Origin of the sequence: Bacillus stercoris, assembly GCF_029772985.1 — a bacterium.
GTDB lineage: Bacteria > Bacillota > Bacilli > Bacillales > Bacillaceae > Bacillus > Bacillus stercoris.
In genome coordinates, this window is sequence record NZ_CP121861.1 from 1,581,670 (window position 1) to 1,596,527 (window position 14,858).

Annotated in this window: 17 protein-coding genes and 1 pseudogene; 16 read left to right on the plus strand and 2 right to left on the minus strand. The window is 43.8% G+C overall.

Features of this window, described 5'->3' with window-relative positions; all coding sequences use genetic code 11:
• The first annotated feature begins 2 nt into the window (after positions 1-2).
• Genes QA442_RS08155 through QA442_RS08165 form a run of 3 tightly spaced genes read left to right on the plus strand, consistent with a single transcriptional unit; the run spans position 3 to position 883 of the window.
• Positions 3-527: a PRC-barrel domain-containing protein gene (locus QA442_RS08155; RefSeq protein WP_095432345.1), complete on the plus strand. Its 525-nt coding sequence runs from the start codon at positions 3-5 to the stop codon at positions 525-527.
• Between the two features lie 11 nt (positions 528-538).
• Positions 539-730, plus strand: a complete 192-nt coding sequence (locus tag QA442_RS08160; RefSeq protein ID WP_003225893.1) for a hypothetical protein — start codon at positions 539-541, stop codon at positions 728-730.
• 21 nt (positions 731-751) lie between these two features.
• Positions 752-883, plus strand: coding sequence for a DUF3918 family protein (locus tag QA442_RS08165; protein ID WP_014664797.1), 132 nt, complete (start codon positions 752-754; stop codon positions 881-883).
• 34 nt (positions 884-917) lie between these two features.
• Here QA442_RS08165 and QA442_RS08170 read toward each other — a convergent pair.
• Positions 918-1,200: pseudogene (locus QA442_RS08170) on the minus strand (amino acid ABC transporter permease); the annotation flags it as partial.
• A 102-nt stretch (positions 1,201-1,302) separates the two neighbouring features.
• Here QA442_RS08170 and QA442_RS08175 point away from each other — a divergent pair.
• The 13 genes from QA442_RS08175 (at position 1,303) to QA442_RS08235 (ending at position 14,589) form a co-directional block, all read left to right on the plus strand.
• The gene (locus tag QA442_RS08175) at positions 1,303-2,364 is read left to right on the plus strand and encodes an AI-2E family transporter (RefSeq protein ID WP_040082305.1); all 1,062 of its coding nucleotides are present in this window, start codon (positions 1,303-1,305) and stop codon (positions 2,362-2,364) included.
• A 329-nt stretch (positions 2,365-2,693) separates the two neighbouring features.
• The gene (alaS, locus tag QA442_RS08180; RefSeq protein WP_095432344.1) at positions 2,694-5,330 is read left to right on the plus strand and encodes an alanine--tRNA ligase; all 2,637 of its coding nucleotides are present in this window, start codon (positions 2,694-2,696) and stop codon (positions 5,328-5,330) included.
• Between the two features lie 84 nt (positions 5,331-5,414).
• Positions 5,415-5,681, plus strand: coding sequence for an IreB family regulatory phosphoprotein (locus QA442_RS08185; RefSeq protein WP_003225903.1), 267 nt, complete (start codon positions 5,415-5,417; stop codon positions 5,679-5,681).
• 7 nt (positions 5,682-5,688) lie between these two features.
• On the plus strand, positions 5,689-6,105 hold the full coding sequence (gene ruvX, locus QA442_RS08190) for a Holliday junction resolvase RuvX (protein ID WP_003229795.1): 417 nt from the start codon (positions 5,689-5,691) through the stop codon (positions 6,103-6,105).
• 17 nt (positions 6,106-6,122) lie between these two features.
• The gene (locus QA442_RS08195) at positions 6,123-6,404 is read left to right on the plus strand and encodes a DUF1292 domain-containing protein (protein WP_014664792.1); all 282 of its coding nucleotides are present in this window, start codon (positions 6,123-6,125) and stop codon (positions 6,402-6,404) included.
• A 141-nt stretch (positions 6,405-6,545) separates the two neighbouring features.
• Positions 6,546-7,628 carry an endolytic transglycosylase MltG gene (gene mltG / locus QA442_RS08200; protein WP_095432343.1) on the plus strand — a complete coding sequence of 361 codons (1,083 nt, stop codon included), beginning with the start codon at positions 6,546-6,548 and terminating at the stop codon, positions 7,626-7,628.
• A 151-nt stretch (positions 7,629-7,779) separates the two neighbouring features.
• Positions 7,780-8,433 carry an O-methyltransferase gene (locus tag QA442_RS08205; RefSeq protein ID WP_040082308.1) on the plus strand — a complete coding sequence of 218 codons (654 nt, stop codon included), beginning with the start codon at positions 7,780-7,782 and terminating at the stop codon, positions 8,431-8,433.
• A gap of 5 nt (positions 8,434-8,438) precedes the next feature.
• Positions 8,439-9,368, plus strand: a complete 930-nt coding sequence (locus QA442_RS08210) for a peptidase U32 family protein (RefSeq protein WP_095432342.1) — start codon at positions 8,439-8,441, stop codon at positions 9,366-9,368.
• An 18-nt stretch (positions 9,369-9,386) separates the two neighbouring features.
• Positions 9,387-10,655 carry a peptidase U32 family protein gene (locus tag QA442_RS08215; RefSeq protein ID WP_003229802.1) on the plus strand — a complete coding sequence of 423 codons (1,269 nt, stop codon included), beginning with the start codon at positions 9,387-9,389 and terminating at the stop codon, positions 10,653-10,655.
• A 6-nt stretch (positions 10,656-10,661) separates the two neighbouring features.
• Positions 10,662-11,297 (plus strand): uridine kinase, encoded by a 636-nt coding sequence (gene udk, locus QA442_RS08220; protein ID WP_003225916.1) that lies wholly within the window; start codon positions 10,662-10,664, stop codon positions 11,295-11,297.
• Positions 11,298-11,547: 250 nt separating this feature from the next.
• Positions 11,548-12,021, plus strand: a complete 474-nt coding sequence (greA, locus tag QA442_RS08225; RefSeq protein ID WP_004399078.1) for a transcription elongation factor GreA — start codon at positions 11,548-11,550, stop codon at positions 12,019-12,021.
• Between the two features lie 53 nt (positions 12,022-12,074).
• Positions 12,075-13,829, plus strand: coding sequence for a peptidoglycan D,D-transpeptidase FtsI family protein (locus QA442_RS08230; protein ID WP_095432341.1), 1,755 nt, complete (start codon positions 12,075-12,077; stop codon positions 13,827-13,829).
• A gap of 64 nt (positions 13,830-13,893) precedes the next feature.
• The gene (locus QA442_RS08235) at positions 13,894-14,589 is read left to right on the plus strand and encodes a YrrS family protein (RefSeq protein WP_095432340.1); all 696 of its coding nucleotides are present in this window, start codon (positions 13,894-13,896) and stop codon (positions 14,587-14,589) included.
• Between the two features lie 36 nt (positions 14,590-14,625).
• Here the strand turns inward: QA442_RS08235 and QA442_RS08240 are convergent, their stop codons facing one another.
• On the minus strand, positions 14,626-14,829 hold the full coding sequence (locus tag QA442_RS08240; RefSeq protein WP_014477495.1) for a YrzA family protein: 204 nt from the start codon (positions 14,827-14,829) through the stop codon (positions 14,626-14,628).
• Positions 14,830-14,858 lie beyond the last annotated feature (29 nt).

A 14,858-nucleotide genomic window follows, 5' to 3' on the forward strand; every position in this document is an offset into this window, starting at 1 on the left:
GTATGAGTCTAAGGCGCAAAGCAAAACCTAAGCTTGTTCAACAAAAGGTGGTTGATCACACTTTGAGAACATGCCATGAAGTAGAAGGATTCCCAGTATACTCAGAACGAACTTCTTGTTATCTCGGGGCAATTTCTGATATTTGTTTTTCTCTGCAGGGAGATTGTCTCGGGTTTATTCTTGCACAAAAACGCTTTTTGCATCATCATCATGCGCTATTACGGGCGTGTGATATCTCTTCCGTTCTTGATGACCGCATATTGGCTTCGGTCAGTTCAGAACAGCTTCTGCCTCTTCCGAAATCATGCTTCACATACGAACAGATGAAAATGAAGCTTGTGAAATCGCAAGAGGGCGATATATTGGGGATGCTGGAAGATGTATACTTTTGTTTGGACAGGGGCATAATCGTAGCATATGAACTCTCGGACGGTTTCTTTTCTGACCTGGCGGGAAGCAAGCGCCAGATCCAAAGAGCGGATTCGCTTGTCGAGGTGCGGAAAGACGAGATCGTTCTGAACGGATAGAGGTGTGAGATATGCTTATATGCCCGAATTGCAAAAGTAAGGATATCGGGAAAATCGGCGTGAACCAATATTATTGCTGGGGCTGTTTTATTGAACTGACAGTGGCGAAAGGGAAGATTGCAACTCATCAGGTGGAAGAAGACGGAACGTTAAGCAGCTTGGATGATTTGTTTTCTGAGGATGAACGCAGCATCAATTTTTAATCATGAAAGGAGATGCGCAGGATGAATCGGACGATGACTTCTCTTTTGGCAATGGGAGCCGGAGCTCTCGTGTACCGAATGGCGACTCAATCTGACATGCTGAATAATCGAAGCATGAAGCGGATGAGAAGAAGAATGATGAAAATGTTTTAATGCAAAAAGGATACTCTCTAAAGAGTATCCTTTTCTATGTTTGCCGTGCCTCAAGGCGCCTTGCTGCGAGTGAAAGGGAGTAATTGACTGCCACATACATAAGGTGCTGTAAGTAAAAAGATCGAAAAAAATAATCGCCGTCTGATCAGTTCGGGCAGAGCAATCACAATAGCAAGCGATGTATCTAATGGGCGGAACCATGCAGCGAAGCGCTTGCGGCATGAAAATAACAAAGTCAGTGTAGCTCAGCCCGGTGGAGCACGACGCTTCTATCAGCCGCTTCGGGTAATTTCAGATAGCATAGCGGATTTAAAAACACACTAAACGATCTGAAAAAATGTCCACGACTTATGACTGGCTGAAAACATAAAAGAATAATTCTGTGTAAACCTCAAAAGATATAGGTGAGGTGAAAGCAGATGCTTCAAAAACCGGTGCAGCTTTTGTTATGGGTGGCCATTTGTTTGCTGGTTCTGTTAACAGTCTACGTCTTTTTTATGCTTGATATGTTATGGACACCTTTTTGGTACGTCATAAAAACGATCTTTATTCCTTTGATTATTTCCATTTTTATATCTTATTTATTGCTTCCGGTCACGGAATGGCTGCATGGCAAAGGATTGCCTAGGACTTTGAGCATCTTGGTGATTTATGTTCTTTTTTTTGGCGGGATTGGCTGGGCGCTGTATAAGGGGGTGCCTGTTCTCATCGTGCAGCTGACGGAGTTGTCAGAAAATATACCGATGTTTGCCGAAACGTATAACGGGCTCCTTCTTCATGTGCATAATCATACGGATGATTGGCCTGATGGTATGCATCACCGTATAGATAAAATGATCAGCCAGACGGAGGCGTTTTTTGCTGGAACGATCGAGGGTGCGATCAGCGGAATCCGAAACGTGCTTGATTATTTCTTGATTGCGGCAACGATCCCTTTTCTTGTATTTTATATGGTAAAGGACATTGAGCTAATGAAAAAGACAGTATGGTACCTGACTCCGAAGTCGTGGAGAAAGCGTGGCAGTGCCTTTTTGCGCGATGTGGATGACTCTCTTGGAGATTACATCCGCGGGCAGCTTTTGGTCTGCCTGATTCTCGGCGTGATTGCCGGCTTTACGTTCTGGGTATTTGGGCTTCCGTATCCGCTGATACTCGGCCTTATCTCTGGGATCACGAATGTCATTCCGTATTTTGGCCCTTTCATTGGAGCTGTTCCTGCATTGTTAATTGCGATGACAATCTCAGTGAAGGCGGTTCTTGTTGTGGTGATTACGGTGTTTATTCTGCAGTTTATGGAAGGCAATATCCTTAGTCCCTTCATTGTCGGCAGAAGCCTTAAAATGCATCCGGTCGTAATCATGCTTGCACTCCTCGCCGGAGGGGAGCTTGCGGGAATCGTCGGGATGATTCTGGCTGTTCCTGCGACGGCTGTTTTAAAAGTGATGATGATCCATTTTTTGCGGATGAGGACAGAGCATTGACATTGGCGTGCCGCTTGTCTATAATTTCTCGTAGAATACATACGAATCTCGAGTGACGGATCTGAGTACGCCGAAGCCCTGTTAAAGAGAGAAGCTCCATAAGCTGAAAGGAGCTTTAGCAGAAGATCGGAGGAAGCTAATCCTGAGTGCAGTTAATCACTGCCGCACATCCTGCGTTACAGGGTTTAAGGTGACGGGCGAATGAAGCCCGTAATCAGGGTGGTACCGCGAGACAGCTCTCGTCCCTGTGTAAACGTTGGTTTGCATAGGGGGAGGGCTTTTTTGCTGTCACTGAAGAGAATTTCGATTTTTATAGAGGAGGAAATACAATGAAACACTTAACTTCTGCGGAAGTGCGTCAAATGTTTTTGGATTTCTTTAAAGAAAAAGGGCATGCGGTAGAGCCAAGCGCGTCATTAGTGCCTCATGAGGATCCCTCACTGCTTTGGATCAACAGCGGTGTTGCGACGCTGAAAAAATATTTTGACGGCCGTGTCGTGCCGGAAAATCCAAGAATCGTAAACGCTCAAAAAGCAATCAGAACAAACGATATAGAAAATGTAGGTAAAACTGCGCGCCATCACACTTTCTTTGAAATGCTCGGAAACTTTTCCATCGGCGATTATTTTAAAGAAGAAGCCATTACATGGGCTTGGGAGTTTTTAACGAGCGATAAGTGGATCGGCTTCGACAAAGAACTTCTCTCAGTTACGGTTCATCCTGAGGATGAAGAGGCGTATGAGTTTTGGGCGAAAAAAATCGGTATTCCTGAAGAAAGAATCATCCGTCTGGAAGGGAACTTCTGGGATATCGGTGAAGGGCCGAGCGGACCGAACACGGAGATTTTCTACGACCGCGGTGAAGCATATGGTAATGATCTAGAAGATCCGGAGCTTTACCCAGGCGGAGAAAACGACCGTTACTTAGAAGTATGGAACCTTGTGTTCTCAGAGTTCAACCATAACCCTGACGGCACGTACACACCGCTTCCGAAGAAGAACATTGATACAGGCATGGGACTTGAAAGAATGGTATCTGTCATCCAGAATGTTCCGACAAACTTTGATACCGATTTGTTTGTTCCGATCATCAAAGCAACAGAATCGATTTCTGGTGAAACATACGGCAAAGACAATGTGAAGGACACTGCGTTTAAAGTGATTGCCGACCATATCAGAACAGTTGCCTTTGCTGTCAGTGACGGGGCGCTGCCGTCAAATGAAGGCCGCGGCTATGTATTAAGACGCTTATTGCGCCGTGCCGTCCGTTATGCCAAAACGATCAACATCCACCGTCCGTTCATGTTTGATTTAGTGCCGGTTGTCGCAGAAATCATGGCTGATTTCTATCCTGAAGTAAAAGAAAAAGCGGATTTCATCGCAAAAGTCATTAAAACTGAGGAAGAACGGTTCCATGAGACCCTTAATGAAGGGCTTGCGATCCTGTCAGAAATGATCAAAAAAGAAAAAGACAAGGGCAGCAGCGTCATCTCAGGTGCTGATGTGTTTAAACTGTATGATACGTATGGATTCCCGGTTGAATTGACTGAAGAATACGCAGAAGACGAGAACATGACGGTTGACCATGAGGGCTTTGAGGAAGAAATGAACCAGCAGCGAGAACGGGCAAGAAACGCCCGCCAGGATGTCGGCAGCATGCAGGTGCAGGGCGGCGCATTGCGCGACGTGACCGATGAAAGTACATTTGTCGGCTATTCTCAAACCAAAGCTGATGCCAATGTCATTGTGCTTCTTCAGGACGGCCAATTAATCGAAGAGGCTCATGAAGGCGAAAGCATTCAATTCATTCTTGATGAAACACCGTTCTATGCAGAAAGCGGCGGTCAAATCGGCGACAAAGGCTATCTCCGCAGCGAGCAGGCAGTTGTGAGAATTAAAGATGTCCAAAAAGCGCCGAACGGCCAGCATGTGCATGAAGGTGTTGTGGAGAGCGGTACTGTTCAAAAAGGCTTGCATGTTACTGCTGAAGTTGAAGACCATATGAGAAGCGGCGTCATTAAAAACCACACGGCAACGCATTTATTGCATCAGGCTCTAAAAGACGTTCTTGGAACTCATGTCAATCAGGCGGGCTCTCTTGTAACTGAAAACCGTCTTCGTTTTGACTTCTCACACTTTGGCCAAGTGACAAAAGAAGAGCTTGACCAAATTGAAAGAATCGTAAACGAAAAAATTTGGGCGAGCATCCCGGTCAATATTGATTTGAAACCGATCGCTGAGGCAAAAGAAATGGGTGCGATGGCTCTGTTCGGCGAAAAATATGGCGATATTGTCCGTGTCGTTCAAGTTGGGGATTACAGCTTAGAGCTGTGCGGCGGCTGCCATGTCAGAAATACAGCAGAAATCGGCTTGTTTAAAATCGTTTCTGAATCTGGAATCGGGGCAGGCACAAGACGGATTGAAGCTGTAACGGGGCAAGGCGCTTACGTCGAAATGAACAGCCAGATTTCTGTATTGAAGCAGACTGCTGACGAGCTGAAAACAAATATCAAAGAGGTGCCGAAACGGGTCGCGGCTTTGCAGGCAGAACTGAAGGAAGCACAAAGAGAAAATGAATCTCTTCTTGCGAAACTAGGCAACGTGGAAGCAGGAGCGATCCTGTCGAAAGTAAAAGAAGTTGGCGGCGTAAACGTGCTTTCAGAAAAAGTTAATGCTAAAGACATGAACCATCTCCGCACAATGGTTGATGAACTCAAAGCAAAGATTGGCTCTGCGGTGATTGTGCTTGGTGCGGTACAAAACGATAAAGTAAATATTTCTGCCGGAGTCACAAAGGACCTTATTGAGAAAGGCCTTCATGCCGGCAAGCTGGTTAAACAAGCTGCGGAAGTTTGCGGCGGAGGCGGCGGAGGCCGTCCGGACATGGCGCAGGCAGGCGGCAAACAGCCGGAAAAATTAGAAGAAGCTTTGGCTTCTGTAGAAGATTGGGTGAAATCCGTTTTATAATTCGCCCATGTAGTGTAGAATGATGGTAAGATTAGGACCCCAGGCTGAACTTTGCCTGCGAATTTGGGAAAGAGGTGCAAAACGGTGAGCTCGTTTGATAAAACGATGAAATTTAATTTCTCCGATGATTCTGCTGAGACTAACGTAAATGAGGTGCTGATTACTGTGTATGACGCGCTTCAGGAAAAGGGCTACAATCCAATCAACCAGATTGTCGGATACTTGCTGTCAGGTGATCCCGCTTATATTCCTAGGCATCGTGACGCTCGCAATTTAATTCGCAAACTTGAAAGAGACGAATTAATCGAGGAATTGGTGAAGTCTTATTTAGAACAGCATAAAGAGGCGTAAATAAAGAATGAGAATATTAGGACTCGATTTAGGAACCAAAACACTCGGTGTAGCTCTGAGCGATGAAATGGGCTGGACTGCTCAAGGCATTGAGACCATAAAGATAAATGAAGCGGAAGGCGATTATGGTTTATCTCGTTTATCTGAACTGATAAAGGACTATACTATAGATAAAATCGTGCTCGGCTTTCCTAAGAACATGAACGGAACTGTCGGCCCGAGAGGTGAAGCCAGCCAAACATTTGCTAAAGTGCTTGAAACAACGTACAATGTTCCTGTTGTACTGTGGGACGAGCGTCTTACCACAATGGCGGCTGAAAAAATGCTGATTGCAGCTGACGTCAGCAGGCAAAAACGAAAAAAAGTCATTGATAAAATGGCGGCTGTCATGATTTTACAAGGATATCTCGACAGCTTAAATTAAAGCCAGAGGTGAAAAAAATGGAACACGGCGAAAAAAATATTACAATTGTTGACGAGCAAGGAAATGAACAGCTTTGTGAAGTGCTGTTTACATTTGAAAACGAAGAGTTTGGAAAGTCTTATGTATTGTACTACCCAATCGAATCAAAAGATGACGAAGAAGTAGAAATTCTTGCTTCCAGCTTCACGCCAAACGAAGACGGTGAAAACGGTGAGCTATTCCCGATTGAAACTGACGAAGAATGGGATATGATCGAAGAAACACTAAACACATTCCTAGCGGACGAAGACGAAGAATAAGTCATCGTGCCAAACCAAAGCCGGAGCTATACTGCTCCGGTTTTTTTTCTGCTTGTTGCAGGCCTCTTTCGCCCTTATTTTGTAATAAATTGCCGAAATACAATGAATCATGTAGTATAAGAGCTGATGGGAGGAGACCTAATGTATATCAATCAGCAAAAAAAATCGTTTTTTAATAAAAAAAGAATCATACTGTCTTCCATTGTTGTGCTGTTTCTCATCATTGGCGGGGCATTTTTATATGGGAAATCATTGCTTGAACCTGTTGAAAAAGACAGTAAAACGACAGTGAATATTAACATTCCGAGCGGTTCGTCTGTTTCAGCCATCGCATCGATATTAAAGAAAAATGATGTCATAAAAAGCGAGAAAGCATTTCAGTACTATGTGAAATATAAAGGTGCTTCCGGGTTTCAGGCCGGATTCTACCATCTGAATAAAGGAATGGATTTAGATGCCATTATTCAGAAGCTGACAAGCGGGGCTACAGGCTACGCTTTTCAAATCACAGTGACTGAGGGAGCACAGCTGACCCAAATCGCGGCTGCTATTGCTGATGAAACGAAATACTCGAAAAAACAAGTCATAGCGAAGCTGGACGATGAAACATTTATCAATCAGCTGAAGAAAGAATTCCCGGACACTGTGACAAACGATGTTTTCAATCAAAACATTAAGCACCCGCTTGAAGGGTACCTATTCCCGGCTACATACCCTTTTAACGATCCGGACACATCACTTGAAGACATTATCAAGGCAATGATCAAGCAGACAAATTCTTATGTGGAAACATATAAATCAGAAATGAAGAAAAACAAACTTTCTGTGCATAAGCTGCTGACGATGGCTTCTTTAATTGAAGAAGAAGCGACAGAAAAAGCCGACCGCCATAAAATTGCGAGCGTCTTTTATAACCGCCTGAAAAAGAAAATGCCGCTCCAAACAGATCCGACCGTCCTGTACGCGGCAGGCAAGCATAAAGATCGGGTTCTTTATAAGGATCTGGAAATCGATTCACCATACAATACGTATAAAAACACAGGACTGACGCCAGGGCCGATCGCCAATGCCGGCATGTCGTCATGGGAAGCGGCGCTGCATCCGGATAAAACGGACTATCTGTATTTCTTGGCCAAAGCAAATGGTGAGGTCGTATTTACAAAAACGCTAAAAGAGCATAATAAAGCAAAAGAAAAATACATTTCCTCAAAAAATGAGAAATAAAAGGAGAGCAAAAAGCTCTCCTTTTGTTCGCTTTCCGCAAGGTTTTATGATAAAATATATCGGGTTGTTTACCGATGTATCATGATGTATTCAGAGAGTGTCCTGTGCATAAGACTGGGGCACTCCTTTTTAGAACGGGAGGCTGTTTGTAGTGACTGACCGGTATGAACAAATAAATGACTATATAGAAGCATTATTAAAGCCTCGGCCGGATAACGTGAAGAAGCTTGAAGCATATGCAGAAGAACATCATGTCCCGATCATGGAAAAAGCGGGCATGGAGGTGCTGCTTCAAATTTTGTCTCTGAAACAGCCGAAAAAAATACTAGAAATCGGAACGGCCATTGGTTATTCTGCCATTCGAATGGCGCTGGAGCTGCCGTCTGCTGAAATATATACAATTGAACGCAATGAGAAACGGCACGAAGAAGCGGTAAACAATATCAAGGAATTTCAGCTTGATGACCGGATTCATGTTTTTTACGGAGATGCGCTTGAATTAGCTGACGCTGTTCATGTAACTGCGCCTTACGATGTCATTTTTATTGACGCTGCAAAAGGTCAGTATCAAAACTTTTTTCATTTATATGAACCGATGCTTTCACCGGACGGGGTGATTTTAACGGACAACGTGCTGTTTAAAGGTCTGGTGGCAGAGGATTACAGCAAAATAGAACCGAAGAGAAGGCGCAGGCTTATAACAAAAATTGATGAATATAATCATTGGCTGATGAATCATCCGGATTACCAAACTGCGATTATTCCTGTCGGGGACGGACTTGCGATTAGTAAAAAGAAGAGGTGAACGTCATGAAAAAACCAGAGCTCTTAGTGACGCCGACAAGTGCGGCTGACATTTTGCCGCTCATACAGGCGGGAGCAACTGCGTTTTTAGTTGGGGAACAGAGATACGGCTTGAGATTGGCCGGAGAGTTTTCTCGTGAAGATGTAACGAAAGCCGTAGAGATTGCCCACAAAGAAGGGGCAAAAGTATACGTTGCTGTAAATGCAATTTTCCATAACGATAAAGTGGGTGAGCTTGGCGAATATCTGGCTTTCTTAGCGGAAGCCGGTGTCGATGCAGCGGTATTCGGCGATCCTGCCGTGCTGATGGCTGCCCGTGAATCTGCGCCTGATCTGAAGCTTCATTGGAGTACAGAAACAACAGGCACCAACTACTATACATGCAACTACTGGGGACGCAAGGGCGCGGCGCGTTCTGTGCTTGCCAGAGAATTAAACATGGATAGCATTGTCGAAATGAAAGAAAATGCTGAAGTCGAAATTGAAATCCAGGTGCATGGAATGACGTGCATGTTCCAATCGAAGCGTTCTTTGATTGGAAACTATTTTGAATATCAAGGCAAAGTCATGGACATTGAAAGAAAGAAAAAAGAATCTGGTATGTTTTTGCACGATAAAGAGCGTGATAATAAATATCCGATTTTCGAAGATGAAAACGGCACTCATATTATGAGCCCGAACGATGTGTGCATCATTGATGAGCTCGAGGAATTGATAGATGCCGGAATTGATTCCTTCAAAATTGACGGTGTCCTGAAAACGCCTGAATACTTAATAGAAGTCACCAAAATGTACAGAGAAGCAATTGATTTGTGCGTGGAAGACCGTGACGAATACGAAGCGAAAAAAGAAGACTGGATTGAACGCATTGAAAGCATCCAGCCAGTGAACAGAAAAATCGATACCGGATTCTTCTTCAAGGAAACGGTTTATTAATCAAAAGGAGGTTAAGCTATGACTGCCGTAAATGATAAAATATCCACAATCGTCAATGGTAAGCGTGTGATTACGAAAAAGCCGGAGCTTCTCGCACCTGCGGGTAATCTTGAAAAGCTGAAAATCGCTGTTCATTACGGAGCGGACGCGGTCTTTATCGGAGGACAGGAATACGGGCTGCGCTCGAATGCCGATAACTTTACGATCGAAGAAATTGCAGAAGGCGTTGAATTCGCAAAGAAATATGGCGCGAAGATCTATGTAACAACGAATATTTTCGCTCATAATGAAAACATGGACGGGCTTGAAGACTATCTAAAAGCGCTTGGAGATGCCAACGTTGCCGGCATCATTGTGGCGGATCCGCTTATTATCGAAACATGCCGCAGAGTGGCGCCGAATGTTGAGGTTCACTTGAGCACACAGCAGTCTCTTTCAAACTGGAAGGCTGTCCAGTTCTGGAAGGAAGAAGGTCTTGACCGCGTCGTGCTGGCACGTGAAACAAGCGCTCTTGAAATCAGAGAAATGAAAGAAAAGGTAGATATCGAAATCGAATCCTTCATTCACGGCGCAATGTGTATTGCATATTCCGGCCGCTGTGTGCTGAGCAATCACATGACAGCGCGGGATTCCAACCGTGGAGGCTGCTGCCAGTCATGCCGCTGGGATTATGATCTCTACCAAACAGACGGTGCTAACGCCGTTGCTTTGTATGGTGAAGAAGATGCACCATTTGCGATGAGCCCGAAAGATTTGAAACTGATTGAATCCATTCCGAAAATGATTGAAATGGGAATAGACAGCTTAAAGATTGAAGGCCGCATGAAATCTATTCACTATGTAGCAACTGTTGTCAGCGTATACCGCAAAGTAATCGATGCTTATTGCGCTGATCCAGAAAACTTTGTGATTCAAAAAGAATGGCTTGAAGAGCTCGATAAGTGCGCCAACCGGGACACTGCGACAGCTTTCTTTGAAGGAACGCCAGGCTATGAAGAGCAAATGTTCGGCGAGCACGCCAAAAAAACGACATATGATTTTGTCGGCTTAGTGCTGAATTATGATGAAGACACACAAATGGTCACGCTTCAGCAGCGCAATTTCTTCAAAAAAGGCGACGAAGTGGAATTTTTCGGTCCGGAAATCGAAAACTTTACACATACGATTGAAACCATTTGGGACGAAGACGGAAATGAGCTAGATGCTGCCCGCCATCCCCTGCAAATTGTCAAATTCAAACTAGACAAAAAGATTTATCCGAGCAACATGATGAGAAAGGGGAAGTAACAGCCCATGGGTAAGAATCCAGTAGTCATTGGAATCGCAGGAGGTTCCGGTTCAGGAAAAACGAGTGTCACACGGTCCATTTATGAACAATTTAAAGGACACTCGATTTTAATGATCCAGCAGGACCTTTATTATAAAGACCAAAGCCATCTTCCGTTTGAAGAAAGGCTGAACACAAACTATGATCATCCGCTTGCGTTTGATAATGACTATTTAATCGAGCATATTCAGGACCTATTGAATTATCGCCCGATTGAAAAGCCGATCTATGATTATAAGCTGCACACACGTTCAGAAGAAACGGTTCACGTAGAGCCAAAGGATGTTATTATCCTTGAAGGCATTCTTGTTCTTGAAGACAAAAGGCTTCGTGATCTGATGGATATCAAGCTTTACGTTGATACGGACGCTGACTTGCGTATCATCAGACGGATTATGAGAGATATTAATGAGCGCGGACGCTCTATTGATTCTGTCATTGAACAATATGTGTCAGTGGTCCGCCCGATGCATAATCAATTCGTCGAGCCGACAAAACGATACGCTGATATTATTATCCCGGAAGGCGGACAGAATCACGTCGCAATTGATCTGATGGTCACAAAAATTCAAACCATTCTTGAACAAAACGCGATTTTGTAATACCATAGCATAGACATAAATAACTCTGACCATATTATGTATAGGCAGGAAGGGAATGTGCGAATTCCCTTCTTTCCCTGTTTATAAACGCGAAATATTTGCAGAACGACAAGATTCAGTTTAAGATAAACAGTACCTATATGGGAGAGAAGAACGAGGACTGCCCTGTGTTCTCATTCTTGTATTTTTTAGTTTATGCTCTCATACATAATCGAAGATGTTGAGGGACAACCAGAAGGAGTGAAGGGACATGGCACAAGAGAAAGTTTTTCCTATGACTGCAGAAGGAAAACAGAAACTTGAACAAGAATTAGAATATTTGAAAACGGTTAAACGAAAAGAAGTAGTAGAGCGCATCAAAATTGCGAGAAGCTTCGGAGACCTTTCCGAGAACTCTGAATACGATTCAGCGAAAGAAGAGCAGGCATTTGTAGAAGGCCGCGTGACGACTCTTGAAAATATGATTCGCAATGCGAAAATCATTGAAGATGACGGCGGCTCTAACGTAGTCGGCTTGGGTAAAACCGTCACTTTCGTCGAGCTGCCTGACGGCGACGAAGAATCATATACGATCGTCGGAAGCGCTGAAGCTGATCCGTTTGAAGGGAAAATCTCAAACGATTCACCGATCGCAAAAAGCCTTTTAGGCAAAAAAGTAGACGAAGAAGTCACAGTTCAAACACCGGGCGGAGAAATGCTCGTGAAAATTGTGAAAATTTCATAATATCTGTTTAGCAGCGAAACACCTCGTCCACAATGTGGGTGAGGTGTTTTTTTATGAAGATATCGAAACGAATGAAGCTGGCAGTCATCGCTTTTTTGATTGTATTTTTTCTGCTTCTGCTGAGGCTTGCAGAAATCCAGCTGTTCTTCACAGAATCATTTTCTAAAAAGAAAATCAATTTGATTCAAGAAAGTGTGAAACAGCGGACGGAGGAAGTGCTTATTTCAGATGGAAGAGGCTCTTTTTTAGATCGGAACGGGCGGGCGCTCACAGGCCAAAGCGAGCCTGCGGTTGTTTTGTTCCCTTTTCTGCTGACACAGGATTGGCCGATCAAAAAAGTTGCGGACATCCTCGGCATGTCTGAAGACGATTTGCGCCAGACACTAGGTAAGGCAAAAAAACCGGTCATTTTGCAGCAAAAGAAAATCAAAACACTTTCAAAACAATCTATCACAAAAATCAATTCTTTGAAATATCCCGGCATTTACGGCGTATATATGGAGAATGAAGACAAGCCAAGCCTTGCTTCACATACGATAGGGAGCACGAATCAAGATCCGGCACTGCTCCGAAAGAAATATCCTGACAAGGAGAACCTTCCGATTACGACAGAAATTGGAACAACCGGTTTAGAACGGACATTTGATGAATTTTTGCTTCCGGAACAAGACACAAAGCTTTTATATCATGTGGACGGAAAGGGAAACCCTTTGTTTGGCATGGACGTCAAATATACAGCTGAAGCCAATACATTTTATCCGCTCCAGGTCAAAACAACGATCGATCAAAGCATTCAAAAAGCGATGGAGGAGGTATTGGATGAACAGGGGCTGAAAAAAGGAGGAGCTGTGCTGCTGGACATCGAAAATAGCAGCGTTTTGGGTATTGTAAGCAAACCTAATGCGGATGTGTCCCGGCAAAACACACTTCAAAATTATATGCTGATGCCAATCTATCCCGGATCAGTTTTTAAAACAGTTATTGCAGCGGCAGCAATCGAAAATAATACGGTGAAGCCGAGCCAAACCTTTAATTGCAATTTAAACCTGTACGGGGAACCGGGGGACGACAAAGGAACCTTGTCTTTTGATGAAAGTTTTGCCCAAAGCTGCAATTACACATTTACGAGTCTTGCAGAACAATTAATGAAAAAAGACAGCTCGGTTATTGAAGATATGTCTGAGAAGCTCGCTCTCACTGATCGGGCAGGCTGGGAGGGAAAACTGTACCACGAATCCGATTTCCGCCAGTTCTATAACGAAAAAAGCGGCGTGATATGGGGGGATGAAAAAGACAAATTAGTCAAAAAAGCCATTGCGCAAACAGCGATTGGACAGAAAAATGTAAAGGTAACGCCGCTCGAGGTAGCCAATATGATGGCGACAATCGCCCGCGGCGGAGAAAAACGGCAGGTGAAAATTGCCGAACAAATTGAGTATAAGAATGGCACAACGCTCGTTACGTTTAAAGATCAGAAGCTTAAAGGAGAAACGATAGACAAATATACGTCACAGCAGCTTCAAAAAATGCTGCGGCGGGTGGTAGAATCTCCTTCCGGAACGGGCAGAAGGTTTCAAGACCTTCCGTATACTGTAGCAGGGAAGTCGGGCACAGCCCAGACAGGCAAGCTTTCAAAAGAGAAAGAAACGCTTTATGAAAAATGGTTTGCCGGATACTTTCCCGCGGATAAGCCGAAATACGCTCTTGTTGTTTTACACATGGATACACCGGGAGATAAGGCTCTGACAAATTCAGTGTTTTATGATATTGTTAAAAAAGTACACGAAATTGAAATCAATCAGAAATAGAACAACTTCTCAGCACATGTTAAAATATATGCTGAGCCAAGAGGGATAAAGGAGTGCAGAATTATTGAGCAATAATCAATCTCGTTATGAAAACCGTGATAAGCGCAGAAAAGCCAATTTAGTGCTTAACATTTTAATCGCAATCGTATCCATACTAATTGTCGTAGTAGCAGCGAATCTCTTCATTAACAGTCCTTCTAGCAAAGATGTCAGCAAGGATTCTGAAACGACACAAAAACAAGAATCTCCGGCTTCAGGAAAGACGGAAAAGAAATCGGATGAGGATATAAAAGACAGCAAGAAAGATATTTCTGACAGCGAAAAGGATTCTGAGAAGTCTTCAGATTCTGATTCAGATTCCAAAAAAGATGATTCTTCTTCTAAAAAAGATGACTCTGACTCAGATTCAGCAGGTGACGGGCTTAAAGATGCAAAAGTTACAGAAGGCGGCTCATCAAGCGATGTGGAAAAAACGTATGAAAATTCTGACTGGAAAGCAGTCGGAACTGAGCAGACAGGCGAGCATGCCGCTACTTATGATTCAAGCTCACAAGACTGGGCTGAGATGCTAAAAGCCATTTCATATGCAACCGGTGTCTCAACAGATAACATGACGGTGCTCTGGCTTGGAAATAACGGCAGCCCTCAGGATGCCAAAGGCAAGATTTTAGACAAGGCGACTGGGAATAAATATCAAGTCACGATTACATGGGTTGATAAAAAAGGCTGGAAGCCGACAAAAGTAGAAAAGCTAAAATAAACAAAAGCAGCCGGGTTACAACCGGCTGCTTTTGTTTTAGGCTTCTGCTGCGAAATGAACCACCGCGCTATACAATATTCTTCCTTCTGCCACAGCAGTTTGGTGTGAAACAGATTTCACCCGGAGCATGATGGCTTTATTGTTTTCAATTTGTGTATTGATTTTCTTTTCAAGCTCCTGCAATGAAGCCGCTTCAAAAAATTCCACTTTGTCTTTAATCAGATCTAATTGAAAATTCATGTCTTGACCCTCCAGCTTTCACAAGTCAT